Genomic DNA, 26,673 nt, shown 5'->3' on the forward strand with positions numbered 1-26,673 from the left:
CCTGCCTACTCCACCGTCACCGACTTCGCCAGGTTCCTCGGCTTGTCGACGTCATACCCCCGGCTCTTGGCGATCTCGGCGGCCAACACCTGCAGCGGCACGGTGGACACCAGCGGCTGCAGCAAGGTCGGCACCGCGGGCACCTCGATGAGTTCGTCGGCGAAAGGACGCACCCGCTCGTCGCCCTCCTCCGCGATGACAATCGTCCGCGCACCACGGGCCTGGATCTCACTGATGTTGGACACCAGCTTGGCGTGCAACACCGCTCTGCCCTTCGGCGATGGCATGACCACCACGACGGGCAGGCCCTGTTCGATCAGCGCGATGGGGCCGTGCTTGAGTTCACCCGCCGCGAAACCCTCGGCGTGCATGTAGGCCAGTTCCTTGAGTTTCAGCGCCCCTTCGAGTGCGACTGGGAACCCGACGTGCCTGCCGAGGAAGAGCACGGCCTTGGAGTCGGCCATACGCCGCGCCAGCTCCCGTACATACTCCATCGTAGACAGTGCCTTGTGGACAGCCGAAGGCATCGCCTCCAACTCGGCGAACTCGCGGGCCACCTCATCGGGGTACTTGGTGCCTCTGGCCTGCGCGAGCGCGAGCCCGACGAGGTAGTTGGCCGCGATCTGGGCAAGGAAGGCCTTGGTGGAAGCAACCCCGATCTCCGGGCCTGCATGTGTGTAGAGCACCGCGTCCGACTCGCGCGGGATCTGCGCGCCGTTGGTGTTGCAGACAGCCAGCACCCTGGCCTTCTGCTCACGGGCGTGCCGCACGGCCTCCAGCGTGTCGGCGGTCTCACCGGACTGCGACACGGCGACGACAAGGGTGTCGCGGTCGAGCACCGGGTCCCGATAGCGGAACTCGCTGGCCAGTTCGACCTCGACCGGCAACCGGCACCAATGCTCGATGGCGTATTTCGCGACAAGACCCGAGTGATACGCCGAACCGCACGCGACAACGAATACCTTGTCGACGTCACGCAGGTCCTGTTCGGAAAGCCGCTGCTCGTCGAGTACGACCCGGCCCGACTGGAAGTGCCCGCGCAACGTGTTGGCAAGCGCGTCCGGCTGCTCCTCGATCTCCTTCAGCATGAAGTACTCATGGCCGCCCTTTTCGGCGGCTGACAGGTCCCAGTCGACCCTGAACGGCTTGCCCTGCGCCGGTTCGCCGGCGAAGTCGGTGATCTCGTAACCCTGTCTGCTGATGGTGACGACCTGGTCCTGGCCAAGCTCCACGGCTTCGCGGGTGTGCTCGATGAAGGCAGCGACGTCGGAGGCGACAAAGGTCTCGCCCGTGCCGACACCCACCACAAGAGGTGACGACCTGCGCGCGGCGACCACAAGGTCCGGCTGTTCGGCGTGGGTCACCACGAGGGTGAAGGCGCCCTCGAGGCGGCGACAGACGGAGCGCACGCTTGCCGAGAGGTCACCCTTCGTCTCACCCTCGGCGTAGGCCATTCCGATGAGGTGGGCGGCGGTCTCGGTGTCGGTATCGCTGCGCAGCTCGACCCCCATATCCTCGAGTTCGGCGCGCAACGAGGCGAAGTTCTCGATGATCCCGTTGTGCACGACGGCGACGCGCCCCTCGGCGTCGCGATGTGGGTGGGAGTTGCGGTCGATCGGTGCACCATGGGTCGCCCAGCGGGTGTGGCCCATGCCCGCGGTACCCGCGAAACCGGTGCGGCCTGCTTCGTCGAGGGCGGCCTCGAGGTTGGCGAGACGACCTGCCTTGCGTTCGACGGTGAGACCGCCGAGCCCGGCGAGCACCGCGATTCCTGCGGAGTCGTAGCCGCGATACTCCATTCGTCGCAGGCCGCCAAGGATTACTCCGAGTGCCTGCCGGTGGCCGACATATCCCACGATTCCACACACGCCCATCAGCGTAACGACACACTGTTACGACGCATCCCGGGCTCGCGCTCACCGCGTTTTGCCCGCTAAACGCGTCCTTGGGTGGTCTTGCGCGGCTGGTCGGCTACCCTGCCTGCCATGGCCAGTAAGCCCAAGCGGTTACTCGAGCAGCTGTCGTTCCCAGGGCCGCACGAGGTACTGCGGGGCGACCTCGCGCTCGTGGGCCTTCCGGGGGTCGTGTTCACCCCCCGTGCAGGCCTCGGCCTTCCCGCGATCTCCTTCGGTCACGGGTGGCTGCAGCCACCTGGCCGCTACCGGGACCTGCTGCGCCACCTCGCCAGCTGGGGGATCGTCGCCGCCGCGCCGGCGACCCAACTGGGGCCACTGCCTTCACATCGGCTGTTCGCCTCCGACCTGCGCTCGACGCTCGACATAGTGAGCGGCGTGCGGCTCGGGCCGGACGGTATCAGCGTCGATCCCGGCAAGCTCGGCGTCGCGGGCCACTCGACCGGTGGCGGAGCCGCCGTCCTCGCCGCTGCGGAACCCGGCCCGCAGGTCAAGGCCGTTGCTACGGTCGCCGCGGCGCAGACCATCCCAGCCGCCACGACCGCGGCCCGCGACATCCACGTGCCAGGCATGCACCTGGCGGCCGACGAAGACCTCGTCGCCCCAACCCGCGGCAACGCAGAGGCAATCGCACGCGCATGGGGCGGTCCCGTTCAGCTGCGCACACTGCGCAAGTCCTCACACCTCGGCGTCACTGAAGGTATGCACTGGAGCCAGCCGCTGCTGCACGGCAAGCCACATCGCGCCACCCAGCGCGTCGTCCGGGCATTGTTCACAGCGTTCTTCCTCACCGAACTCACCGGCGACAACACCTACCGGCCGCTGCTGGAGGCCGACCTCAAACCCGCCCAGCTCGCGCTACACACAGAGCCCACGCTCAGTTGACCCGCAACAGCCCGCATCCGACGGCTCCGTCCGCATCCAGTGCCGTCACCAGACCCAGCCCCGGCTCGGCCAGCATCGCCACGAGCTGAAACGGCCCCACCGCGGCACCAAGGTCGCCGAGGTAGGCGCCCGGATCAAGTACTTTCGCGGGCATACCGCTGAGCGCTTCCTCGATCCCCATACGTTCGGCATCGGCAAGTCGGCCACCGGGCGCCGAAACCACCACGGTGTCCACGTCACCCGCCGCGCACCCACACCGAGCGAGAACGGAACGGACGCACTCGACCAGCGCCGCGCGCAGGTCGCCGTCGACTGCCACTCTCGTCTCGACCCCGAGCACCTCGGCCAGCGGGTGCCGTGCCAGGCCCGGCGGCTCCAGCAGCATCACCGCCGCTCCTTCACCGGGCGGGCGGTCTCCGTCGCGATGCCACTCCAACCATGCCCGTGGGATGCTGCACTCCTCCGCCGCGCCACACACCACCGCACCGGCCCTGCCCGTGACCAGTAGCCGCGCCGCGTACCGCAGCCCGCTCAGGCCAGACATCCGGCCACCGGCGATTGTGGAGTTCGGGCCGCGCAGCCCGTGCCAGATCGCCACCTGACTCGCGGCGCTGTTCATAAGCGCGTACGGCATCATGGCCGGATTGACGAAGTACGGTTTGCGTCGGGTGAGCGAGTCCCTCGTGAACGCCCACTGTGTCTGCGTGCTCCCTGAAGTGGTACCCAGTACGACACCCGTGAGCGGGTCGACCTCGACATCGGCCAGAAGGTCACGTGCCACGGCGACCGCCAGTGCGCTGCACCGGTCCATCGAAGCGGTGCCCTTCTTGCCGAGGGCCTCCTCAACGACGAACTGTTCAGCAACCAAACCACGCAACCGGGGATGCTGCTCGTCCAGCACGATCACCCGTGACCGCGTGGGGTCCAGCGCCGCGCGCCCCGACCCGCATGCCGAGATCGCCGACCATGCCGTGATCACCGCACGCACCGCGCTACCGCTTTCCAATGACAACGGTCGCGTTGTTACCGCCGAAGGCCAACCCGTTGTTCAACACAATCCGTGGATCACCGAGCACAGCTCGGTTGGGTACACAGTCGATGGCGCACTCGGGGTCGGTTTGCTCGTGGTTGATCGTCGGCGGAATGAAACCGTGCTTCAGCGCCAACGCGCACGCCGCCGCGGCAAGCGCGCCCGCGGCACCCATCGTGTGCCCGAGCATCGACTTCACCGAGACCGTGCGTGGCACCCTCGGCCCGAACAGTTCGTGGATGGCCCCGCACTCGGTGACATCGTTGGCCTTCGTGCCCGTGCCGTGGGCACTGATCAGGTCCACCTCGTCCGGTGTGACGTCCGCGTCCAGCAGGGCCAGTTCCATGCAACGACGGACGCTGTCTCTGTCGGGAGCGACTTGATGTTGGGCATCGCAGTTGAGGCCGTAACCGAGGATCTCACCGTAACTGCGCGCGCCACGGGCTACTGCGGCTTCAACAGGCTCCAACAGCAGCATCGCACCGCCTTCCCCGGTCAGAATGCCACGGCGATCACTGTCGAAGGGGCGGCAGCGTCGCGGGTCGATGGCGCCGAGCCGGTAGAAACCGGTGAACGTCATCCGGCACATCGCGTCCGCGCCGCCGCACAACGCGAAGTCGGCCTCTCCTGTCCTCACCGCGTCGAAGCCGTTGCCGATCGCGTAGTTGCCAGCCGCGCAAGCCGTCGCGATCGTTGAAACCTCCACGTTGGACAGTTCAAGTTCGCGTGCCACCCCGGTGGCGAGCCTGCTGGCCACGACCCTGCGGGCCGCGTCCGGATCGATCATCTCCGGGCCCGAACGGATGAACCCCTCGGCTAGACGTTCGCCGTCGTCGGAGCCGCCGTCCGTGGTGCCCACCGAAATGATGCCTCGTGAGCCGATCAGGTCAGCTACGGTCAGGCCCGCGTCGGCGACCGCCATGCGTGCCGAAGCGATCGCGAACTGGGCGGCCCGGCTCACCTCCGCCAGCGGCACCCGCCGCACCCATCGTGTGGGCTCGAACCCGCCGACCTCGCAACCGGTAGCGTGCGCGAATCCGGTGGTGTCGAAGGCATTGATCGGTCCCGCACCGCTTTGCCCGGCACGCAGGCTCTCCTGATACGCGTCGACGCCGATGCCTATGCTCGACACCACACCAAGACCGGTGATCGCGACTCGGCGCATGCTCATCACCCCAGGACCGCACTGAGCACTTCGTACACCCCGCGCAGATTCACCATCCGCTCGAGTTCGCTCTCGTCGATCTCCACGTCGAACTCGATTTCGAGGTGAGCCAGTAGTTCGATCAGCTTCATCGAGTCGGCACCGAGGTCGTCAGTGAACAGCTCGGTGTCGCCGACCCCCGCCTCGTCAACCTCCAGCACCCGGCACACGAGTTGTTTGATCTCCGTGGCGCGCCGCTCGACCACAGGGTTCATTTGAGCCAACTGTTGTTCGAGAAATCGTCGTCGTCGAAGGATTCCTCCACTCGATGCCGGGACCGGCGCGGTGGCGGGGGCGGCGGGGGCTGCACGGGTTCGGGATCGGGTGGAGGTGCGACCGAACGCGAGTACTTGCGCTCCTGCTTCGGCTCCGAGTGCTGGACCTCCGGTCGCGCATGCTGTTGCGGCGCCGGGGCAGGGCTCGCGGAATAGTCGGCGTAGCGCGCGAACTCGTCGGTCTGCTGATCGGCCTCTTCCGGGCCGAATCCCATGACGGTCTCCTTGCCGGACAGGGCCTTGTCCGTTGCCCAGCCACCCGCGTCGCGCTGCCTGCGGGTGAGTTCGCCGAGGTGTTTGGCCGCACGTTCGGCAACCGCGCCCTGCTTTTGCAGACTGTCTTTTGCTTGTTGTTTCACCGCGGCGGCGTGGCGTTCCCGCAGCGCTCGCCGATCCGCCAGTTCCCGGCTGATCCGGCCGAGTCGGGAGATGGCGGCCGCGGCCCTTCCCTCAGCCATGCGAACTCCTCACGGTCGTGGCGGTCAACGATCGAACCGCACGGAACGGTCGACGTCGATGTCGCCATCCAACGAGCCACTGATCCTGCTACCGCCGGCGCTGTTGTCGAAGATCTCGCCGTCGATGCGGTAGGCGCTGCTACGTTCCTGGTCTCCGCCCTGGCCACCACCGGCGCCACCCATGGCTCCCATGCCGCCCATCATGCCCATTCCACCCCCGGCTGCCGTGCCGCCGCTCTGGGCGGGCGCGGCGGCAGGTGCCTCCCCCATCCCGCCTGGTGCGCTTCCCAGGCCTGCGCCCGCAGGGGTCGACTCGGCCACACCGGACCGCGGACCGCCGCCAACCGGCTCCTCGCCGCTGTCACCGGGACTGACCGCCGCGGCCTGCGCCCCTGTCGCATCGCTCCCGCCTGCGCCGACTCCGCCCACCGAACCGGCTTCGTCGCCACCGGAACCGGCGGCGACGGACCCGCCGGCACCTCCCTCGGACTCGGATGCGGTGCCGACCTGCGAGGGCGCGGCCTCCGGCCGCGGCGGGTTCTCCGCAGGTGCGGGCATCGTTCGAAGTTGCTCGCGTGGCGTGCCACCGGCAGCACCGTCCCGCTGCTCCTCGCCAAGGGTGTAAGTCGTAGGCGGCGGGTTGCCGTCGTCGACGGTGACCCGGGTAGGCCCGTCCGGCCCTTCCGGCTGCTCAGCGGTGATTCGAAGGTCGCCGTCCTCGATATGGATCTTTCCGTCCGGGCCCGGCCGATAGACCTGCTCGCCGTCCTTCCCGCCTGGGCCGAACTCACCGGGCTCAGCCTGCGCCTGCTCGCCGGTGCCGAAGTCGAGCTTGTAGTCCTTGGGTTCGCCGGAGCCGTCGTCGACCGTGATGCCCATCTTGCCCTCGTCGTCGGGCTCGGTCAGTTCGAGCGTGTGATCACCCTTCTCGACGGTGAGGGTGTCCCGGTCGTCGCCAAGGTCCTTGATCGCCTCACCTGTCTCCGGGTCGATCGGGTACGGCTCGCCGGTCTCCGGATCAACCTCAAGTGGTTCACCGGTGACCGGGTTCTTTCCGTCCCCAGGCTGCTCCATCTCAGGCATCGACGGGGTACCACCACCGCTGGGGCCACCACCCCCGCCTCCGGTTCCGGGCCCCGCACCACCCGGAGCAGGGCCCGGGCCGCCACCGACCCCCTGGTCCCCGGGCTGCGGCCCCGCACCCGGGTCGGTCGGACCGGTCCCGCTGTCCTCGGGGAACTCGCTCTTGTACTCCTTGAGGTAGTTGTTGAGTTCTTCCCACGCTGTGTCGACGGCTTCCTTCGTGTCGTCGCACACCTGCGTGAACCGCTGAAAGAGGTTGTCGTAGAGGTCTGGGTTCCAGGAGTTCCTGATCCAGGTCTTGCACTGCTCGATGGTGTAAGTCTTGTTGCCATCGTTGAGGCCACAGTCGTCGGCGCGGATGGTGGGCTCGATATTGCTGCCGGTCTCGGCGTCCACCCAGGCGGCCACCTCGAGAATCTCGTCCTGCGAGTCGAACTCACCGCGTGCCAGCTTCATCACCTTGCGGGCGGTGTCGGGTAGCGCGCTGCCGACGGTGGGTGTGTAGAGCGAGAGCACCTCGTCGGCCTTGTACTTGCACGCCTCATAGATGGTCTGCACCGTGGCTTCGATGACCTCGGCGCCCCCCTTGAGAGAGTCCAGCAGCTCCCTGGTGTTCGGCGCGATGTCCTCGCTGTACTTCTGGTAGGAAGCGTTGGCACCATCACCGGTCCAGTCCTTGTACAGCGAGTTGAGGTTCGACTCCGTGGTGCCGTGCAATTCCTCGAGCACCGAGTGTGCGTCGCGCAACCGCTGCGCCTCGTCGAGGAACTTCTTGAAGTCGATCCCGCGTTGTTCGTCGAACCGCTTCTGGATGTCTTCCTGGAAGTTCAGCGGCCCGTCGATATGCCTGCAATCACCGGGAACCTCACCGTCGATCGGCAGGAACTCCTCGAACACGTACAACGCGTCCTTGGCCAGGTCGAACAGCTCGTCCGAGTTGCCAACACCCGAACCGCCCTCACCAGGTGCCTGCGCACTATCCAGCTCGGACTGATTCGAACCGATCCGTTCCTCGTACTGTCGGCCGACGTAGCTCGCGTTCTCCGACTCTTGCCTGGCCCTGTCGTAAACCGCGTCGGTGTCAACGAAGGCATTGGTGTCGGCGAACGGTGACGGGCTGACGTTGTACCGGTCGTAGTACCCCATGGCCTCGTCGTTCACTTCGCCGCCGCGCGCGTAGGCGGAAAGCACCAACTGTTTGGTGTCGGCCGAGACGTAGGGATCCTCCAGGATCGCCTTCGTTTCCTCCCAGGTCTTCTCGCTCACATCCCGCTCCCCGACTGTGCTACTGAGGAGGACTGCTCGGCCTCAGCAGCCGCGTACTGTTGACCCGCGCTGCCGATCGACGTCGCCAGGGAGATCAACGCGGTGCACATCGCGCCCGCACCTTTACCCAGTTCCTCGATGGAGGCCGTGAAGTCCGTCGCCCACTGACCGTGCTCGGCGCCGAAATCGGCTTCTGCGACCTTCGTGGGTGCGAGGCCCTCCACCTCGCCCTGCGCGGTTTCCGCTGCGTCATGGATGGCCTGCGACTGACGCGCGAGCGTGCCCGTTTCAGCCGTGTAGCCGCTCGGTGCGCCGACCCCCGAGCCTCCCGCGCTCTGCCCCGGTACGCTGATACGACTACCTTCGTTCATGGCCGGGACCTCCGGGGAACGCTTTGTTCGCTTGTCCTGCGAGGACTGTCGTGAGACGGCGTCCCTGGAGGTTTCAGCCGGAGGCTTGTCATCTCGGAAGGTGTCGTCCCGGTGAGGACTGGTTTATCAGCACGATGCAATGCCTCCCGCTCCGGTTGTCGTGTCCATAGACGGGAAAGGAATCGACGCACTTGTTGGGAGTTGGTATCGACTGGGCGGAGTCGTTTCACGATGTCGCGCTCGGCAGACCTGATAATGGGATCGTCGAACAGTTTCGTATCGACCACACCGCGGCCGGTGTGGGCCGGTTGATCGCTCGGTGCTTGGAGTTGGAAACCGACCCGGCTGATGTGCGTGTTGTGTTGGAAACCCGGCACGGTGTATTGGTCGAGGCATTGACCGACGCGGGGTTTACCGTGTTGCCGGTCAACCCTGACCTGGTCGCCCGCCGTCGTGGCCCGGCGAAGAAGAAAGACGACGCCGAAGACGCCCGGATCTGTTGTTTGCTGGCGTTGGATCAGTTTCTGGAATTGCGGAAGTTGATCCCGCACGGCAATCTGGCTGGCGAATTGCGTTCGATCGCCCGCGATGACGAACGAGCGGCCCGGGACCAGCGGCGGCTGCTCAACCGTCTTCGCGCCGATCTGCTGGCCACTTTCCCGGCCGCGCTGACCATCGCCGGTGACGATCTGGGCAGCCCTGTCATGCTGAAACTGCTGGCCACCTGGCCCACACACGCCCAACTCGCCGGCGCCGGTACCGACGCGATCGAGTCCTTCGCGCGGTCTTCCCGACACGGCTGGCCGGACCGGTTCGCCGCCCGTGTTGCCGACGCCCTCACCGTCGAGCAACTCCCGGTTCGCGATTACCTGATCCGCGCGAAAGCCACCACAATCTCGTTGACCGCGACCCAGCTTCTCGCGTTGCGTGAGGCTCGGAAATCGTGGGAACGCCGCATGGCAGAACTGCTCCTCGGCGACACCCGGTACGGCCGCGCCAAACAACCCAGAAATCCCGATCCGGGAAAAGCGATACCGGGCGGTGACATCTACCTGAGTTTCCCCGGACTTGGGGACATCCTCGCCGCCCGGATCGCCGGAGAGATCGGGGATCACATCGAGCAATTCGACACCCCGAACGGGCTGCAATGCTACGCCGGAACCGCACCCGTAACCCGACGATCCGGCCGCAGCGAGCTCGTCATCGCCCGCCGCCTGGCCCATAACCGATATCTCGGCACCGCCGTGCACCAATGGGCCTTCTGCACCCTCACAACCTCGACCTGGGCGCGCGAGTTCTACGACCGGAAAATCACCGCCGGAAAAGCACACCACAGCGCCCTGCGCGCCCTCGCCAACCGCTGGCTGGAAATCCTCTGGCACTGCCTCACCAAAGGCATCCGCTACGACGAAGCCGTACACATACGCAACCGATCCAAAACCCTCCAAACAGCTACCGCCGCCTGAGGTTGACAGAAGGTGTCTCACGGCAGCCCCCCTCATTCGGTTGCTCGACGTTTGTGGTCGCCGTATACGACGCACCGAAACGAGAGGCGGTGCCGTCGCTAATGCACAGAATCTACCGATCTGTTCGCTTCCTGTACGCCGGTTGCGGCATTTGCGACACGAAGTTCGCCAGTAATCGGGAGCGCTAGGACACGGACGAAACGACTCCCGCGAGCCGGTCGGCGGCCGCCTGCGCCGTGTCCTCCGCGGGTGCCTCGACCATGACCCGCACGAGCTGCTCGGTCCCTGATGGGCGCAGCAGCACGCGACCCTCCTCACCCAGCTCGGCGGTGACGGATTCCACCGCCTCCTTCACAGTCGGCGAGTCGGCGACCGCCGCCTTGTCCGTGACACGGACGTTGACGAGTACCTGCGGGAGCCTGCGCATAACGCCCGCGAGCTCCCTCAGCGGTTTGCCCGTCTCGGCGACGCGGCTCATCAGGCGAAGCGCTGTGAGCAATCCGTCACCGGTGGTGGCGTAGGCGGGGAGCACCACGTGCCCGGACTGCTCACCACCCAGGGAGAACCCGCCCGCACGAAGCTCCTCCAGCACGTAGCGGTCACCCACAGCGGTGGTGCGCAGCGTCACGCCATGGTCTCGCATCGCCAACCGCAGCCCCAGGTTGCTCATGACCGTCGTGACCAGCGTGTTCTCGGCGAGTTCGCCCGCATCGGCCATAGCGAGCGCCAGGATGGCCATGATCTGATCACCGTCGACGAGGCCACCCTCGGCGTCCACGGCAAGGCAACGATCAGCGTCTCCGTCGTGAGCGATACCGAGGTCAGCGCCATGTTCGACAACAGCCGCGCACAGCGCCTCTGGATGGGTGGAGCCGCAGCCGTCGTTGATGTTGATCCCGTCCGGGTCGGCGTGCAGGGTGATGACATCGGCGCCCGCCGCGCGATACGCCTTGGGTGCGGCGTTGGAGGAGGCACCGTTGGCGCAGTCGACCACCACGCGCAGGCCCTCGAGCGGCTGCGGCGTGGCCGCCAGAAGGTGTGCCACGTAGCGGTTCACCGCGTCCGGCACGTCGGATACTCGACCGATCTGGGCACCGGTCGGCCGTTCCGGGTGGGAGGAGAGACCGGCCTCGATCTCGTCCTCGATGCCGTCGGGGAGCTTGTGACCTCTTTCACCGAACAGCTTGATGCCGTTGTCTGGCATCGGATTGTGCGACGCGGAGATCATGACCCCGAGATCGGCGGCGAGATCGCTCACCAGGTAGGCCACGGCCGGAGTGGGGAGCACTCCGACCCGCAGCACGTCCGCGCCTGCTGACGCGAGTCCCGCGACCACGGCGGCTTCCAGCATCTCGCCACTCGCGCGCGGGTCCCTGCCGACGACAGCCACCGGACGATGGGAGCGGTCGTGTGCCGCGAGCACCCTCGCCGCGCTCGCGGCTACCGAAAGCGCGAGCTCGGGCGTGAGATCGGCGTTGGCGAGGCCGCGTACCCCGTCGGTGCCGAATAGGCGAGCCATGTCCTCGACCTCCGTCTTCCTGACGACCCGAACAACCTAGCGACCCCGCCCACCGCCTCCCCTACCGGCACGCCCAGACCGCGTTTTGCCCGCTAAACGCGCACCGCCGATCCGCGCGTACCGCGTTTAGCAGGCTAACCGTGGTACGCGACAGGGGCCTGACAAAGACCAAGCGCCCACCCTCAGCAGGGGGTGGGCGCTTGGTTGGTATGACTGCGGCGCGTCAGCGCTTGCTGTACTGCGGAGCCTTCCTTGCCTTCTTGAGGCCGTACTTCTTCCGCTCTGTGGAACGTGCGTCTCGGGTCAGGAAGCCCGCCTTCTTCAGCGCCGGCCGATCCTCGCTGTCGACCTCTGCCAGGGCGCGCGCGATAGCAAGCCGCAGCGCACCCGCCTGCCCGGAGATTCCGCCGCCGTTGAGGTTGGCGACGACATCGAAGGAATCGGGCTTCTCGACCGTGACCAGCGGTTCTCGAATGAGCTGCTGGTGCACCTTGTTCGGGAAATATTCCTCAAGGCTCTTGCCGTTGAGCTTGAACTGGCCACTACCGGGTACGATCCGCACCCGGACGACCGCCTCCTTGCGGCGACCGACCGTCTGCGCGGTGCCACCGGCGGCACGAGACGGCTTCGGCGCGGCCGGCGTCTCGCTGGTCACGACCGCGTCCTGAGCGGCCTCGGTCTCGGTGCTGGTCACAGACTGTTCCTCACTCACTGGGTCACCTGAGCGATCTTGGTGATCTCACGCGGCTGGGGCTGCTGCGCGGCGTGCGGGTGGTCAGGGCCCGCATAGACCTTGAGCTTCTTCGCCTGCGCGCGGCCCAACTTGTTCTTCGGCAGCATGCCCTTCACGACCTTCTCAACCAGCCGTTCCGGACGTGAGTCCAGCAACTCACCGAAGGAGCGCTTACGCAGACCACCAGGGTAGCCGCTGTGGCGGTAGGCGAACTTCTGGTCACGCTTATTGCCGGTGAGCGCCACCTTCTCAGCGTTGACGATGATGACGAAGTCACCGGTGTCCACGTGCGGGGCGTAGGTGGGCTTGTGCTTGCCGCGCAGCAGCGTGGCGACCTCGGTCGCGAGCCGGCCGAGCACGACATCCTCGGCATCGATCACGTGCCAGGCACGAGTGACATCGCCGGGCTTGGGGCTGTACGTGGGCAAGGGTCTACCTCGTCGTCAACTTGCTTGTGGGGTCAGTGCGGGCTGAACGCGTGCTGCCAGCGCGCACAACAGCTTATGAAGATACCCGGTCACCTCAGGCAAGGTGAAGCGGGGGTCTGCTGAGCCCCCTCATACTAGTGTCTGCGGCGACACGCGGTGGTGAGACTTTCCGGGGGCCAAGAACAATGACACAGCGAGTACGCAGGCTCATCACTCTCGGTGCCGCGTTGGTGCTCATAGCGGGTTGTTCGCCAGGGCGAGCGGGCACCGCCATCCCCGACGGCGACGAAGTCACGCGCTACGTCAACGCCAAGTTCACCGCGACACTGGATCGACTCGACGACGAAATCTCCAGCCGTGACCCGCGGAAGAGCACCCATCGATCGTTCACTCGCATCGACGACAAGAAGGCCGACACCACCTACACAGCCATCCAAGTGGGCAGCCCACCATCACGGCTGTACAAGAACCACTCGAACCGGGACTCATCGGACTACCGCGACTACTTCCATCCCGCCGGCAGTGATGTGGAATACGTCTTCCTCGGGCCAGAGTACGCCAGCCTCGCGCCGACACCGTGGGTTTCGATGCCTTACGACGGAGCCGGACTAAACAACTGCTTCTGGGGCGGCTACGCCTCACTCTGCAAGATGCTTGCTGCCGTGTCCACCGCCACGCAGAACGGTGAGGCCGACAAGCAACAGGCGAAGAACCTCGTGGACGGCAGTGTGGAGCTCGTCGCCGAGATCCCGCTCAGTGAGTTCCTGAACCAGCGGGTCGTCGTGCTTCCTGACTGGGCATTGGCGCGAATCAGCGACCAGATGCGGAAGGGGATGCTGCGCGCCCAGATCAGGCTCGGTCCCGACGGAAAACTGCAGGAGATCAGGATGACCGGCAAGATCTCCGACGGTGAGCACGAGGTTCAGATCAACGAGCATTACCAAGTACAGGACCCGCCCACGGAGGAGGAACTGCCCAATGTTCCGCCTCCAGAGCAGTTGACCGTCTTGACGGCCGAGGCGGAGGTCGACGACTTCTATGATCGGATGAACGAGATCACCAGCGCTGGCGGCTGACAGCCGAACTCAGCACCAGCAATTGCAGAAAGGGTTGCCGATGACACAGCCGACCGGGCAGCCGGGGGGCTGGTGGCGACCGCCGCCTACCCCGCGGCCGTACGGGCAGCCGCCCACACCACCGCCCGGGCAGCAGCATGCAACCGGTAATTACGGGGGCGGGTTCCAAACCCAGTACCAGGGACTGGGCGCATTCGGCACCGCCGAGGTAAGGCAGCGGAAACCGAGAAAACGCTTGCTGATCAGCACCATTGTCGTGCTCGCACTCGCAGGTGGCGGCCTGACCGCGTGGTGGTTCGGCCCGTTCCGCAACGATGTTCTCGACCAGCAGTCGCTCCAGGAAGGAGTGGCTACCGTGCTGCGGGACAACTACGGCGAACACAACATCAAGAACCTGCATTGCCCCGCGGATCAGCAGACCACGACAGGACACACCTTCGAATGCTCGGTCGAACTCGGAGATCGGAAAACGGCCGTGCCGATCCGGATCCTCAACGACAAACCTGAATACGAAGTCGGCGCGCCACGGTAGCGCGAAAAAGGGTGCGGGACTGGCAAGCTGCCGATCCCACACCCTTATCGAGACGGCTCAGAACATGCCCTGGATGCTCTTGTCGGTGCCCTGGTAGCCGTCGGCGATCTGAGGCAGCGCCGTGGCGATCTGCGCCAGCACCTGCTTCATCTCGTCCAACGACTGGTTCCACTGGTTCTGGCAGTGCTGCCACGCCTCCATGGCCTCACCGGACCAGGAGTCGACCAGCGGGGCAAGCCTGGCCTTGAGGTCCTCGAACAGCGCGTCGAGTTCAGAACCGGTCTTGTTGCAGTCCTCTGCCGCCGTGTGAATGGTCGCGTAATCAACAACGATGCCCTCGGGCATTTTTTACCTCCGCTTGAGTTGAGAAAGTCTTGGCGATTCGATGGGCGCTAACTCACAGGCCGCCGAGCGTGTTGCCGATGTTGCTGATGGCGGAGTTCTGCTCCTCCTCCGCCTGCTGGTACTTGACACCGGACTGCTGGAGCAGCTCACCGATGTTGCCGAGGGCCTCGTTGAGCTTCCTCGTCTTCTCGTCGAAGGACATCATGACGTTCTGAAAGGCCTTCGCCGCCTCGCCCTGCCAGCCCGCCTGCGTCGCCTCGATGTTGTTGCGCAGGGTGTTCAGGTTCTGGTCCATCGACGCCTTGATCTCGTCGACATCCTGGTATGCCTGCTGAAACTGTTCCGGTGTTCCGGTGAAACCGCCTGCCATCGGGAGTGACCCCCTTCGCTCGTGGTTGGCCCGTACGTGAATCGTTTCGTACTGGCCCTACGACGCAGACATTGCCACGGCAGGTTCCTCGCTGTCGCGGTATGCCTCCAAGTAGTTGCTAGCGTGAATGCTCCAATTCGGAAACCCGTACCCGCCAACAGCCACCGACATCGCGTTTAGCGGGCAAACCGCGGTGGGCTGGCCCTGCATGGCGCACGTCGACCGCAGTTAGCGGGCAAACCGTGGTTGCGACCGCGACGGTCAGTTGGTGAACTCGAGTGTGCGGACGATCTGCTCGCACGCTTGCTGCACGCGGCGCGGCATCTCGGCCTCCTGACAGCCCACGCTGACCTGGGCCGTGCCGTGTGCGAGCACGTACCAGTTCACCGTCGCCGCCGGCTTCGTCTCCGTGTAGTAGATGACATCGCGACCGGCGAAGGCATGGTGTTCGGCGAAGTCGCTGTACACATCCGGCTTGTCGTCGGCCTGATCGCGCAGTTCGCGGGCTAACCGTGCTCGATTGGAACCGCCGTCGTAAGAGAGAACGAACTCCTGTACCACTACCAAATCGTCGTCCTCGCTGGTCTGGGCCTCGCGGGGTTTGACCACGACCTGCCGGTCGGCGACGTTGTCACCCGTCTGAGTCCAGTCCGCGGGCGCGACAAACTTGTAGGAGTACTGCGCGAAGGTTCGCCCTTCAGCGGCCGCCCGATCGTCGCCACGCGACACCACGAGCACCGTCGTGATCACCGCAACGGCTACCGCGGCAGCGACCGCGATCCCCCACAACAGCGCCCGACGGCGCGAGCGTGGCGTCCTAGCGGGACTCAGCGGTACCGCGGGCGGATGGAGGTGCGGGGGCGACGGCGGAGCTGCCATCGGCCTGCCCTGTGCGGGCTGCCGCGGGAAAGGTCCACTCGCCGGCGGCCCCTGCCGGACCGGGTAACCAGGCCTGGCCACGACATCCGTCCGCCGGTCCTGTGCGCGCATCGGTGCACCGAACCGACCCTGCGAGCCGGTACCCGGCAGCATGCCTGTCCGGTCGGGAATCACCTGTACGGCTCTCAGCGCACCCCGCGCAACGACCGTTTCCGGCTGATCGAGAGTGGTTGGTACCACACCGGTGCGCTCGTGCACCAACCGCGAGACCATGGGTATCCTGCTTGAGCCGCCGACGAGGAAGATCGCTGTCAGCTGCTTGGGCCGAAGCCCCGCCGCCTCGATCGTCTCGCTCGTCAACTCGACGGCGCGTCCGAGTCGGTTCGCGATGAGTCGCTCGAGGTCCTCCCTCGTCACGTGAGCATCGGCGAACGGTGGTGGCATCGGCACATCGGTGTAGGCGTGCCGCGACAGCGTTTCCTTCGCGCCGCGCACGTCCTGCCGCAACACCCGTCTGCGGCGACGATCCGTCAGCTCGCGACCAGTCACCAACTGCTCCCATGCGTCCGGATCGGCGTCCGACACCAGGGAACCAACGTGTTCCAGCAGTACCTGATCGATATCGGCTCCACCGAAGGTCGGGTCACCGCGGGTGGCGAGGACCTCGAAGGCACCGTTGCGGTGGCCCGACACGCGACGCACCACGCTCACATCGATCGTTCCGCCGCCCAGGTCCAGCACCGCCAGCACATCGCCCGGTTTCCCGCTGAACTCGACCGTGCGGTCCTGATTGACGTCCGTCGGCGCGAAGGTGGCCGCATGAAAGACCGCCGCCGCCACCGGTTCGGGTACCAGCGCGACCTCCCGGGCGAGTTGCGCCGCGGCCTGGCGCAACAACCGGGTCCGCACGGCCCCCCACTCAGCAGGGTGCGTCAGGACCAGCAGCGCTACTTCGGCGCCTCCCGCGAGCCTGCGGGCCTCGGACACCGCCCGCCTCAACACGGCATTCACCACGTCGACGACACTCAACACCGTGTCGCCGAGTAACAGTTCGCCCTCGTCGATTCGCCGCTTGGGCGTGGGTTCGAACCGAGACGGGTCCACGGCAGCCTGTCGCTCCGCCTCCTGGCCGACGAAGAGCGTGCCATCCTGTGCGGCGTAAACGGCCGAGGGCAACAGCGGCTGGCCGTCGACCACCACCACCTGAGGTTCTCGACCGTTCACAGAGGCGACGACACAGGTGCTCGATGTCCCGAAGTCCACCGCCACCCGTAAGGTCACCAGCCGCTCCCACCAATCGCGATTCCGTACTGAAGCACTCTGTCAGATGGGCTCCGACCCCGCCTGTGGTGGATACGCCGTGTCGCCCGCGATCGGCAGAAGGTCACTCGGGCGGGATCCACGACACGTGCATCAGCTGCTTACCTGCCTTCCTGCTTACGAACACGCCGCGGCCCGGCGGCATCGGACTCGCCTTCACATTGCCCAGCAGCTGGCCCTCGTCCTTGGAGCCGTTCATCACGATGCCGGGCATCGCGAGTTCCTTCAGCTTGCCGATGATCGGGTCCATGCCGGTGCGGGCGGCGCCTCCGGTGCGGCGGGCAACCACCACGTGCAGGCCGACATCCTTGGCCTGGGCCAGGTACTCCGACAGCGGGCGCAGCGGGTTGCTGGTGGAGGTGGCCACCAGGTCGTAGTCGTCGACCACGACGAACAGCTCCGGCCCGGTCCACCAGGACCGTTCCTTCAACTGCTGCGGGGTGACGTCGGGGCCGGGCAGCCGCTTGGCCATCGACTGCGCGACCTCCTTGATCATGCCTTCCAGCTGGTTGGCCGACACCGCGTATCCCAGCAACTGATCACCCTCGACGAAGCCGAGCATGGTGCGCCGGTAGTCGACGAGGATCAGCACCGCTTCCTTCTTGGAGTAGCGCTCGGTGATGCCGCGCACGATCTGCCGCAACAGGTTGGTCTTGCCCGACTCGCCGTCGGCGTAGGCCAAGAAGTGCGGCTCGGCATCGAAGTCCAGATACACCGGCGCCAACTCGTCCTCGTTGACCCCGATCGGCACCAGCCTGCCGTCCCGATGCTTGTCCTGCAGCAACAACTCCTCGTAGGGCAGTAGATCCGGCAGCAGGCGAACCTGCGGGGCGCGCCGACCCTGCCAGGCGGAGGCGATCTTGGCGACCGCGTCCGCCACGCCGTTGCCGAGATCGTCGTCACTGCTGGAGCCGTCGATGCGGGGAAGCCCGCTGAGGAAATGGAGCTTGTCTCTGGTCAGACCACGCCCTGGCCTGCCTGGCGGCACATTGACCGCGACCCGCCTGTCGATGTCGGACTCGCTCGGGTCACCCAATCGCAGCTCGAACCGCGTGCCCAGCATGTCCTTGATGGCCGGCCGGATATCGGCCCAGCGGTTGGACGCGATGATCACGTGCACGCCGTAGGTCAATCCTTGCACCGCAAGCTTGGTGATCTGCGGCTCCAGCTCTTCGAAGTCGTCACGCAGCGCCCGCCAGCCGTCGACCACGAGAAACGCGTCGCCGAACGGGTCCTGCTCGGCGGTGATCTCACCCCGGCGCTTGCGGTTGCGGAAGTCGTTCATCGAGTCCACGCCCAGCGCACCGAAGCGGGCCTCCCGCTCGTTCACCAGCGTGATGAGTTCGGCGACAATCCGTCGCGCCTTGTCCGGCTCCCGCCGTGCGACCGCGACGCCACCGACGTGGGGCAGCCCGTTCAGTCCCGCCAGCGTGCCACCACCGAGATCGATGCAGTAAAACTGCGCCTCCTGCGGCGTGTGGGTCAACGCCATCGACATCACCAGCGTCCGCAACATCGTCGACTTGCCCGACTGCGGACCACCGATCACCACCCCATGCCCGGCACCACCCGAGAAATCCGCCCACAACGGGTCACGCCGCTGCTCGTAGGGCCGGTCCACGATCCCCAACGGCACCTGCAACCGCCCGTTACCGAAAAACCCCACCGGCGAAAGGCCCCTGTCCTCCGTAGGATTCAGGTTCGGCAACAAGGTGTCGAGTGAGTTCGGCTCGTTCAGCGGTGGTAGCCAGACCTCGTGGGCAGGCGGCCCCTGCCCCACGAGCCTGCCGACGATCACGTCCAGTTCGCTCGGCTCGACCGCCTCCTCGGACTGCTGCTTCGGCTGTTCGATCGGCTCCGGCTCGTGCTCGGGGATCTTCGGCAACTCAACGAAGTCAGGGACGAACAGTTGCGGCCGCTTGTCGGCGCGAACCACCTTGGCCCCTGGAGCGGCCGTCTTGATACCGGCGGGCCGGTATGGCCCGGAAACGTAGGACGCCTTGAACCGGACCAGCGTGGACGTGTCGTACTTGAGATAGCCCCCGCCGGGCACGGAAGGGAGTTCGAAGGCATCGGGCACCCCGATGGCGGCACGGGACTCGGCGGCCGAGAACGTCTTCAGCCCGATCCGGTAGGACAGGTGCGAATCCAGGCCCCGAAGCTTTCCTTCCTCCAGTCGCTGCGATGCCAGCAGCATGTGCATCTGCAGTGAACGGCCAAGTCGGCCGATGGCCACGAACAGGTCGATGAAGTCGGGTTTGGCGGAAAGCAGTTCGGAGAACTCGTCCACCACGATGAACAGCGCGGGAAGCGGATCGAGGTCGGCGCCGTTCTCACGCGCCTTCTCGTATTCCCAGACGTTCTTGAAGTTGCCGCCGTTCTTCAACGCCTCCTGCCGCCGATTCATCTCACCCGCGAGCGCGTCCTTCATGCGGTCGACCAGCGTGACCTCGTCCGCGAGGTTGGTGATGACGGCGGACACGTGGGGCGCCTTGTCCAGACCGAGGAAGGTGGCCCCACCCTTGAAGTCCACGAGCACGAAGTTGAGCGCCGTGGACGAGTGGGTGGCGAGCATGCCCAGCACCAACGTGCGTAGGAACTCCGACTTTCCGGAGCCGGTCGCACCGATGCACAGGCCGTGTGGGCCCATGCCCTCCATCGCCGCTTCCTTGATGTCCAGTTCCACCGGCTGGCCGTACTCGCCGACGCCGAACGGCACCCGGTAGCGGTCCCTGATGGGCCTCGGTCGCCACGCCTGCTGAACGTCGAACGTCATCGGGTCGCCCGGGATTCCGAGCAGTTCCAGCAACGACGGGTTGGACAGCAGCGGCTGCTCCTCACTGTCGTCCGCCGCCGCAGTACCCATCCGGTAGGGCGAGATCTTTCGTGCCAGAGCCTCGACCTCGGCCAAGCTAAGCCAGTCCGGACGTCCGAACCACTCGACACCGCCCGCGCTGCGGGCGCCCAGTCGTTCCTGCTCGACCACCAACCGCAGCCCACGGCGTGCGGCCAGGTTACCGATCGAGTCGGAAAGGTCGATCAGCGTGACCCCGACGAGGCCCTCCTCGAGCAGGATCTGCTCCTCACCGGTTACGTCGGCGTCATCGATGATGATCACGACATGTGGTTGGTCCGGTGCCGGTGTCGCGTTTCGGGAGAACCGCTGGCGGTCCCGCAGTTCGTCGTCCAGCCACTGTTCGATCTGCGCGAGCGAGCCGCTCATCATCCTGAGCTGGCCGATACCGTCCGACAACGTCGGGTGCTGCACGTGCGGCAGCCACTTGGCCCACTCCCAGTGTTCCTTCGCTCGCCCCGCCGTCGCGATACCGATCAACACGTCGTCGGGGCTGTGGAAGGTGACCAGTTGCGCGAGCATCGCGCGGGTCAGGCTGCGGGTGAGCTTCTTGTCGCCCTGCATACCGACAGCCGCGAAACCCCGAAGGGTGATCTGCGTCGGCAGGTCAGGAACGATCGAGTGCGCCCGCACGAACCGGCGCAACGCCAGCGTCGCGATTGGCTCCAACTCGTCGACCGGTCCGGTCTGCGGCGGTACCAGTCGGGTGGCCAGGCGGTGCGAGCTGCGGCCTACCCGCAGGTGCAGAAAATCCTGGTCACTCTGCCGCCGCTCCCACATCCGCCTGCTGGTCGCCAACGACCACAGGCTCTCCGGGTCCGGATGCACCCACTCCAGCGCCGCGCGCTGGTCGACCATCGCCTCCCTGGCCCTATCCCGCATCTGGCCGAGGTACCGCAGGTAGTCCTTGCGGTCCTCGTTCATCTCGGCCTTCTTCTGCTGCCCGCCACGACCACCGCCAGCGAACATGCCGACCATCGACATCATCATCATCAGCGGCATCATCAGAAAGAACGGGCTGCGCGCCATGTCGCGGTTGGCCGTGAACATGAAGACGACCATGCCCACCATCGCGACGACCATCACGATCGGCAACAGCTTCATGACGATGTTGCCCGGTATGGTCCTCGGCACCTCGGGTGGCGGCTCGAGATGCACCTCGCCGCCCGGCGGACGGGGAGCAGCAAGCCGTGGCGACCGCTTGAACTGCAGCGTGCTCACCGAAAGGACCCCTCTTCGACTCGGCGACGTCGGCCCGGCAGGCGCACGGACCGATACATTCACCGGAACTGCCCCCACGCATGGCCAAGGTGCGTTAATACTAGGGCGGCAGTACGACATCGTGGGGCTGGTTCGCCGAACGTGACCGGCCTTGGTGGCCAGTTACCCGCGACGCGGTATAAGTACCGCGTCGATATCTCCAGGTAGGGGGCGAACAGGTGGCAACGGGCACGACGGTTTTCAGCAGGGTGACGGTGGTGGCACCGCGTACCCGTATCGATGTCGCGCTGCCCGCGGACATCGCGGTTGCCGACCTGATGCCCATGCTGCTGGAGATGGCCAAAGAGGTCAGCCCCGACGGAGGTGCGAGGCACGGTGGCTGGGTGCTGGCCAAGCTCGGCGACGGACCGCTCGACCCCAGCCGGACGCTCGCCTCCCTCGGCATCGTCGACGGTGAACTACTACAGCTACGCAAGCGCAACGAGAGCCCGCCGCCGCCGCTCTACGACGATGTCGTCGACGCCATCGCCGAGGCACAACCCGACAGCTTCCGGCCGTGGACCAAGGAGACCGCACAGCGCATCGGCCACATCGCGGGCACGCTCTCCCTCCTCACCGCCGCGGTCGCGCTCTTCTTCAGTGGCCCACTGTTCGGCGGCAACGGTATTGCGGCAGCGATCGCGGGCGGCATCGGTGCGATCGCCTGTGTGGCCGTCGGCGCGACCCTCGTGAAAGCTTACGAAGCCGAAGCTACCGGCGTCGTGATCGCAGCTGCCGGTGGGCTGCCGCTGGCATTCGTCAGCGGGTTCTACATCGTGCCTGGAGCCTCCGTGCGCGCGAATCTACTGTTGGCCAGCGCGCTGGTTGTGGTGGTCGCCGCGGTGTGCATCCTCGTGATGGGCGCGGGTATCACCACCTTCATAGCGGCGGCGACCGCAGGCGTGTTCGGATTGCTCGCGTTCCTCGTCGCGACACTGGTCGCCCATCCCGCGCCTGGCATCGCTGCCGGTACCGCTGCCGTGGCTCTCGCGGGCATCTCCATGTTGCCGAGGGCGACCATCTGGCTGGCCAAGCTGCCGTTGCCCCACGTGCCAGGGACCGCCGAGGAACTCAAGGAGGACTCCGGCTACCCGGACTACTCCTCCATCGAGCGCAGGACCAGCATCGCGCACAAGTACATGACCGGCCTGCTCATCGGTTGTGGTTCGGTGACAGCGATCGCCGCTATCATCACGGCTTCGTCGCCGGACATCTACGGCATCCTCACCGCGGTGATCGCCACGATGGTCCTGCTGCTGCGCGCCCGCACCTACGCCAACGGCAGTCAGGCGGTCGCCCTGCTGACCACAGGCATGGCCTCAGCCGCGGGCATCCTGCTCGGCTGGATGTGGACCGAGGACGCGACAGGCCGCGTCGTCTGGGTGTTCGGATCGCTGATCTTGATCGCGGCCGGCGCACTCGTGCTCGGAGTGGTTTTCCCGAATCAGCGATTCTCCCCGCCGATGCGACGCACGGTCGAGATCATCGAGGCGGTGTGCATCGCGGCGGTCCTGCCACTGGCGCTGGCGGTCATGGGGTTGTATTCGACACTGCGCCATCTCGACATCGGTGGTTGACCCGCCGTATTCCGCTCACTGACGTATAGGGGGTCGCGTGCGTAGGGCTTGGCCGCTGAGGCGCGCATCCGCGTTGGCGCTGACCGTGGCGATCGGCACGGTGTGCCCTGGGCTGTCACCCGTACCCGCCGTGGCGCAGGATTCCTCGTCCGACAGCGAAGGTTATTACGCGACGCCGCCGCCGCTGGGGAACACCGCACCGCCCACCGATACCGGTCGACCGGACAAGCCATATACCAAGCAGGTCGGGTGTGTAGAGCGCGATCTGGGCCGCGACGTCATCCCGCGGGAAACCCCATGGGGGCAGCAGTATCTGCGCATCAACGAGGTACACGACCTGATGCGCTCCACGGTCGGTTCCGTCGGGCGGTACCCGGGAGGCGAAGCTGTCCGTGTCGCTGTGATCGACACCGGGATCACCAACCACCCGTTCTTCAACGGCAGGGTGCAGGGTGTCGAGGACTACGTGGCCGATACCCCTAACGGTCCGGGTTTGGAGGACTGCGACGGGCACGGCACCGAGGTCGCGGGAATCATCGCGGCCAACACCACACCCGACATCGGGTTCAACGGTGTCGCCCCAGAAGTTCAGATCCTCTCGATTCGCCAGTCCAGCCAGAACTACGCTGTTGACGACTCGGCCTCACAGTCGAGTGGCGGCAACGAGAACGCGGGCGGTGAAGGCGGCAATGACTCCGGCGGCGGTGGCGACACAGATGGTGAAGGCCAACCGAACGCGCTGCGTGCGCCGGGCGGCACAGCCCCGGCGCAGAACGGCGGCCGTACGCAGGAAGAAGAGGACGCGGCAGGCACACTGGACACCCTCGCGCAGGCCGTCGTCCGCGCCACGAACGAGAACGCCGACGTCATCAATATCTCGATCAACAACTGCAGGCCTGCCGACGGCAACATCGGCGAGGGGGAACGCACGCTGCAAGCCGCCGTTCGGTACGCCGTGGACAACGACGTTGTCGTCGTGGCAGCCGCGGGTAACACCGGCGAGAACTGCCCCCAGAACGACCAGCGAGACCCTGCCAAGCCGAAGACGATCGTGACGCCACCCTGGTTCGCAGAAGACGTACTTTCGGTAGCAGCCATTGACGAAACCGGCAGCGTGGCTGACTTCAGCGTCCACGGACCATGGGTGACAGTCGCCGCACCGGGAACAGGCATCACATCCCTTGACCCGGCCGCCGGCTCCGGCGGTCTGGCGAATCTCACCATCGAGAATGGCGAGCCACAACAGATCCAGGGCACCAGCTTCGCGGCGCCATATGTGTCGGGAGTCGCCGCGTTGGTACGTGCGAAGTACCCGGATCTGACGGCCCGTCAGGTGATGTACCGGATCGCGTATACCGCACAGCATCCCGCGGCGTCGGGCGGTCGGGACAACTTCGTCGGCTACGGGATCATCGACCCCATGGCGGCTCTTACGGCGACGGTGCCTTCCGAAGAGGGCATCGAGCCCGCAAGGGCTGACCAGCTCCCTTCGGACCTGCCTCTGACCGACAACCGCGACTGGACCCCGATGGTCGTGGCTCTGGCCGGCTCCGGCGGTGCCCTCATGGCGTTGATCATCACTCTGTTCGTGGTACACACCATCCGCCGCAACCGCACCGACGAAGCCCACCCCACGGATAGCCGGAAGCGCGTTTAGCGGGCTAACCGCGCTTCCGCGGCCGGCATTTCCACCCCGGGGCCCGTCGTCGTTTGCCGTACCCCTTCCTCAGCAGCACGTCACAACGCAGCCGCAGACACTTCGGCGACCAAGCTTCAGCCTGCCTTCTTCGGAGGGGAGCACGTTTAGCGGGCAAACCGTGGCAAGGATGGGCAAGAACCCGGATCCAAAGACCCATCGTCGGGAACGCGTCCTCGCAGGGACGGTTTGCCCGCTAAACGTGCCACATCCCACCGACTCCCCCGGCCGCCGGCACTACGTGGCCTTGGTTTCCCCATACTGCGCATCGCGACGGGCTCACCCGCGACATCCGGACTTGCGACCTCGCGCGGTTATCCGGCTCAAGGGCAGGCGATTTCAGTTACCGCCTGTCGTCCCGGCCGCACCGTCCTGTTGGAACGAGCCCGCGTTCGGGTCAACAGGTACGGCGTCGAATGTGCGCATGACGTCTTGGGTGTTCAGCGAAGCACCCACAGGAAGCAACTTGATAATGGACTCGGGAGCGGGGTCGAGCCTGTTCAACCCCAACCCGGTGGCGATGTCGGTGTTTGGGATGCCGTAGCGCATTCCTCGATCGGAGATGAGCTGGATGTTGCCCCTGCCGAAGGTTTCTTTGGTCGTCGCCGACCGCACCGCAGCCGCGAACCCCGGCCGCATGTAGAAGCTGTCGATCTTCCAGTTGTCAGGACTCGGGGACCCGATGTCGATCAGTTGCGGCTTGCCTTGGGCGTCCTTGGGTCCTGGCAGCTCAGAACCGACGTAGACGGCGGTGTAGGCGTCCTGTTGGGGGCCCGTGCCCTTGACACTCCAGCCGAGACATCCGACGGGGAACTTCAACGGGTCGAGCACGGTGGGCACCGACGGCGGGTAGTAATCGACGTCGAGGTAGGCAGGGTCGTTCCTGCCAACGCTGGGAACATTCGTCAGTACGTCGGGGCTGACCCGCTCAACGGACTCGCCTCCGCCTTGGGTGTTGCTGAACCGGATCATGTCGGCAACGGCCTGCGTGATCGGTTGAGTACCCGAGCGAGTGATGACGTAGTATTCGGTGCTGTTGCTGCGTTCGATCGCGAAAACCGCCCCGACAGGAAGGCCATCAACGTCGAATCCGTCGGGCGTCTCGCCCGCTCCCGGCACTGTGGGTGCTTTTAGTTCGCCCACGGCAGGGATCGCGTTCAACAACCCCATCGAGATTCGCCTTGCCATAGCCGGGTCCAGCTCCAACGCACGGCGCACGGAGGCGTCCTCCATGTCGACCTCGGCCCGAACCGCGTTCGCGTTGGGTTGGTTCTCGTCAGTGCCTTGTCGGTAGATCAAATGATGCTTGCCGTCTTCGGCGACGACCAGGAGTGCTTGATTCTGCGTCAGTTCCCGCCCGAGATCCTTCAGGCCTGCGAACACGGTTGTCGTTGTCTCTGCCGAGTCTCGCGCCACGCCACTGGGCAGGTCACGGTTGATGTCGATCTGGTCGCAGACCGCCCAGTCAGTCGAGATGAGCTGGTCCTCTGCCGGCAGCAACTCAGGCCCGTTCGGTATGCCCTGAAGTCGTCCTCGCGGGATGTCTTTGAGCTGGTCGTCAGGAACCACTTCGGGCTCGGCCGCCTGGCCACCACTCCCGGCGGCCGCCGCTTGCCCGCCTTCCCCACCCTGTTGGGAGGCCATGAGCATAAGCCGCGCCGAAGCGAGGTTGAACGTCGGGATGAGCTTCTTCGGATTTTCCGCGACGACGTAGACGGAACCGGATGGCTCGCCGATGACGATGCCGGAATCCGGCGGCTTGGGAGCAGGCTTGAAGAACCCGACGATGATGAAGCCGACCATCGCCAGCGCACTCAGCACGACACCGACAATGGTGGCACGCGAGTGCGTCCGCATGGGGTCGTGCAACATCACCGCGTCCTTGCGGACCAGCGCGGACTGCATGCGCCGCAGCACGAACCGGTACGCCTGAACTTGCGACTTGGTTGTCGGTGTTGACGGCATTCTCGACCTACAGCTCTCCCACTCGCGGTACGGTTCCGCAGGATAGCCGTGCGGGGAACCATCTGGTGTTGGTTTCTACCAACTCCGTCATGGTTCGGTTTCCCGGGACCGCTTGACGCCAGTTGTACGCACGAGGGGAAGAGAACGAGCGGATGTCCGTCAGCACTC

The 26,673-nt window shown here is 65.9% G+C and carries 21 protein-coding genes; 6 read left to right on the forward strand and 15 right to left on the reverse strand.

Features of this window, described 5'->3' with window-relative positions; translation table 11 throughout:
* Positions 1-5: 5 nt before the first annotated feature.
* Positions 6-1,868, reverse strand: coding sequence for a glutamine--fructose-6-phosphate transaminase (isomerizing) (gene glmS / locus FHU38_RS22415; protein ID WP_167174819.1), 1,863 nt, complete (start codon positions 1,866-1,868; stop codon positions 6-8).
* A 117-nt stretch (positions 1,869-1,985) separates the two neighbouring features.
* Here glmS and FHU38_RS22420 point away from each other — a divergent pair, with 117 nt between their 5' ends.
* Entirely contained in the window at positions 1,986-2,798 is an 813-nt protein-coding gene (locus tag FHU38_RS22420; protein WP_167174822.1) for a poly(ethylene terephthalate) hydrolase family protein, read from the forward strand.
* Here the strand turns inward: FHU38_RS22420 and FHU38_RS22425 are convergent.
* Genes FHU38_RS22425 through FHU38_RS22450 form a run of 6 tightly spaced genes read right to left on the reverse strand, consistent with a single transcriptional unit; the run spans position 2,791 to position 8,485 of the window.
* Positions 2,791-3,777, reverse strand: a complete 987-nt coding sequence (locus FHU38_RS22425) for a beta-ketoacyl synthase N-terminal-like domain-containing protein (RefSeq protein ID WP_313886859.1) — start codon at positions 3,775-3,777, stop codon at positions 2,791-2,793. The two genes, FHU38_RS22420 and FHU38_RS22425, sit on opposite strands and share 8 nt — an antisense overlap.
* A 13-nt stretch (positions 3,778-3,790) precedes the next feature.
* Positions 3,791-4,993, reverse strand: coding sequence for a beta-ketoacyl-[acyl-carrier-protein] synthase family protein (locus tag FHU38_RS22430; protein ID WP_167174825.1), 1,203 nt, complete (start codon positions 4,991-4,993; stop codon positions 3,791-3,793).
* Between the two features lie 5 nt (positions 4,994-4,998).
* Positions 4,999-5,247, reverse strand: a complete 249-nt coding sequence (locus tag FHU38_RS22435; RefSeq protein WP_167174828.1) for an acyl carrier protein — start codon at positions 5,245-5,247, stop codon at positions 4,999-5,001.
* Positions 5,244-5,765: a hypothetical protein gene (locus FHU38_RS22440; protein WP_167174830.1), complete on the reverse strand. Its 522-nt coding sequence runs from the start codon at positions 5,763-5,765 to the stop codon at positions 5,244-5,246. Before FHU38_RS22440 ends, FHU38_RS22435 begins: the two co-directional genes overlap by 4 nt.
* A gap of 24 nt (positions 5,766-5,789) precedes the next feature.
* Positions 5,790-8,114 carry a WXG100 family type VII secretion target gene (locus tag FHU38_RS22445; protein WP_167174833.1) on the reverse strand — a complete coding sequence of 775 codons (2,325 nt, stop codon included), beginning with the start codon at positions 8,112-8,114 and terminating at the stop codon, positions 5,790-5,792.
* Positions 8,111-8,485: a hypothetical protein gene (locus tag FHU38_RS22450; RefSeq protein ID WP_167174836.1), complete on the reverse strand. Its 375-nt coding sequence runs from the start codon at positions 8,483-8,485 to the stop codon at positions 8,111-8,113. The genes FHU38_RS22445 and FHU38_RS22450 overlap by 4 nt, the downstream gene beginning before the upstream one ends.
* A 194-nt stretch (positions 8,486-8,679) precedes the next feature.
* On the opposite strand from FHU38_RS22450, the gene FHU38_RS22455 reads away from it, so the two are divergent.
* Positions 8,680-9,951 carry an IS110 family transposase gene (locus FHU38_RS22455; RefSeq protein WP_243852283.1) on the forward strand — a complete coding sequence of 424 codons (1,272 nt, stop codon included), beginning with the start codon at positions 8,680-8,682 and terminating at the stop codon, positions 9,949-9,951.
* A 184-nt stretch (positions 9,952-10,135) separates the two neighbouring features.
* Here the strand turns inward: FHU38_RS22455 and glmM are convergent, their stop codons facing one another.
* The 3 genes from glmM to rplM all read right to left on the reverse strand — a co-directional run bounded on the left by glmM (position 10,136) and on the right by rplM (position 12,631).
* Positions 10,136-11,470 carry a phosphoglucosamine mutase gene (gene glmM, locus FHU38_RS22460; RefSeq protein WP_167174839.1) on the reverse strand — a complete coding sequence of 445 codons (1,335 nt, stop codon included), beginning with the start codon at positions 11,468-11,470 and terminating at the stop codon, positions 10,136-10,138.
* A 223-nt stretch (positions 11,471-11,693) separates the two neighbouring features.
* Entirely contained in the window at positions 11,694-12,164 is a 471-nt protein-coding gene (gene rpsI / locus FHU38_RS22465; protein WP_167174842.1) for a 30S ribosomal protein S9, read from the reverse strand.
* 14 nt (positions 12,165-12,178) lie between these two features.
* Complete coding sequence (gene rplM, locus FHU38_RS22470) at positions 12,179-12,631, reverse strand: 50S ribosomal protein L13 (protein WP_167174845.1); 453 nt, start codon at positions 12,629-12,631, stop codon at positions 12,179-12,181.
* 185 nt (positions 12,632-12,816) lie between these two features.
* Between rplM and FHU38_RS22475 the strand changes: the two genes are divergently transcribed.
* Positions 12,817-13,707: a hypothetical protein gene (locus FHU38_RS22475; protein WP_167174848.1), complete on the forward strand. Its 891-nt coding sequence runs from the start codon at positions 12,817-12,819 to the stop codon at positions 13,705-13,707.
* Positions 13,708-13,942: 235 nt separating this feature from the next.
* The gene (locus FHU38_RS27540) at positions 13,943-14,239 is read left to right on the forward strand and encodes a DUF4333 domain-containing protein (RefSeq protein WP_243852312.1); all 297 of its coding nucleotides are present in this window, start codon (positions 13,943-13,945) and stop codon (positions 14,237-14,239) included.
* A gap of 57 nt (positions 14,240-14,296) precedes the next feature.
* Here FHU38_RS27540 and FHU38_RS22485 read toward each other — a convergent pair whose 3' ends face one another.
* From FHU38_RS22485 to eccCa, 4 genes are all read right to left on the reverse strand, one after another.
* Complete coding sequence (locus FHU38_RS22485) at positions 14,297-14,584, reverse strand: WXG100 family type VII secretion target (RefSeq protein ID WP_167174854.1); 288 nt, start codon at positions 14,582-14,584, stop codon at positions 14,297-14,299.
* Between the two features lie 52 nt (positions 14,585-14,636).
* Entirely contained in the window at positions 14,637-14,954 is a 318-nt protein-coding gene (locus FHU38_RS22490; RefSeq protein WP_167174857.1) for a WXG100 family type VII secretion target, read from the reverse strand.
* 261 nt (positions 14,955-15,215) lie between these two features.
* Complete coding sequence (locus tag FHU38_RS22495; protein ID WP_167174860.1) at positions 15,216-17,114, reverse strand: type VII secretion-associated protein; 1,899 nt, start codon at positions 17,112-17,114, stop codon at positions 15,216-15,218.
* A 103-nt stretch (positions 17,115-17,217) separates the two neighbouring features.
* Positions 17,218-21,228 carry a type VII secretion protein EccCa gene (eccCa, locus tag FHU38_RS22500; RefSeq protein ID WP_167174863.1) on the reverse strand — a complete coding sequence of 1,337 codons (4,011 nt, stop codon included), beginning with the start codon at positions 21,226-21,228 and terminating at the stop codon, positions 17,218-17,220.
* 218 nt (positions 21,229-21,446) lie between these two features.
* Between eccCa and eccD the strand changes: the two genes are divergently transcribed.
* Positions 21,447-22,844 carry a type VII secretion integral membrane protein EccD gene (gene eccD, locus FHU38_RS22505; RefSeq protein ID WP_167174865.1) on the forward strand — a complete coding sequence of 466 codons (1,398 nt, stop codon included), beginning with the start codon at positions 21,447-21,449 and terminating at the stop codon, positions 22,842-22,844.
* A gap of 37 nt (positions 22,845-22,881) precedes the next feature.
* Positions 22,882-24,501: a type VII secretion-associated serine protease mycosin gene (mycP, locus tag FHU38_RS22510; protein WP_167174868.1), complete on the forward strand. Its 1,620-nt coding sequence runs from the start codon at positions 22,882-22,884 to the stop codon at positions 24,499-24,501.
* Positions 24,502-24,879: 378 nt separating this feature from the next.
* Here mycP and eccB read toward each other — a convergent pair whose 3' ends face one another.
* Complete coding sequence (gene eccB, locus FHU38_RS22515; protein WP_167174871.1) at positions 24,880-26,505, reverse strand: type VII secretion protein EccB; 1,626 nt, start codon at positions 26,503-26,505, stop codon at positions 24,880-24,882.
* Positions 26,506-26,673: the final 168 nt, after the last annotated feature.

Origin of the sequence: Saccharomonospora amisosensis, from assembly GCF_011761185.1 — a bacterium.
Lineage (GTDB): Bacteria > Actinomycetota > Actinomycetes > Mycobacteriales > Pseudonocardiaceae > Saccharomonospora_A > Saccharomonospora_A amisosensis.

Excerpts from the sequence above, each read along its gene's own strand:
- FHU38_RS22420 (WP_167174822.1), top strand. The coding sequence starts at position 1,986 with ATGGCCAGTAAGCCCAAGCGGTTACTCGAGCAGCTGTCGTTCCCAGGG.
- FHU38_RS22430 (WP_167174825.1), bottom strand. The coding sequence starts at position 4,993 with ATGCGCCGAGTCGCGATCACCGGTCTTGGTGTGGTGTCGAGCATAGGC.
- FHU38_RS22435 (WP_167174828.1), bottom strand. The coding sequence starts at position 5,247 with ATGAACCCTGTGGTCGAGCGGCGCGCCACGGAGATCAAACAACTCGTG.
- FHU38_RS22440 (WP_167174830.1), bottom strand. The coding sequence starts at position 5,765 with ATGGCTGAGGGAAGGGCCGCGGCCGCCATCTCCCGACTCGGCCGGATC.
- FHU38_RS22450 (WP_167174836.1), bottom strand. The coding sequence starts at position 8,485 with ATGAACGAAGGTAGTCGTATCAGCGTACCGGGGCAGAGCGCGGGAGGC.
- glmM (WP_167174839.1), bottom strand. The coding sequence starts at position 11,470 with ATGGCTCGCCTATTCGGCACCGACGGGGTACGCGGCCTCGCCAACGCC.
- FHU38_RS22475 (WP_167174848.1), top strand. The coding sequence starts at position 12,817 with ATGACACAGCGAGTACGCAGGCTCATCACTCTCGGTGCCGCGTTGGTG.
- FHU38_RS22485 (WP_167174854.1), bottom strand. The coding sequence starts at position 14,584 with ATGCCCGAGGGCATCGTTGTTGATTACGCGACCATTCACACGGCGGCA.
- FHU38_RS22490 (WP_167174857.1), bottom strand. The coding sequence starts at position 14,954 with ATGGCAGGCGGTTTCACCGGAACACCGGAACAGTTTCAGCAGGCATAC.
- eccB (WP_167174871.1), bottom strand. The coding sequence starts at position 26,505 with ATGCCGTCAACACCGACAACCAAGTCGCAAGTTCAGGCGTACCGGTTC.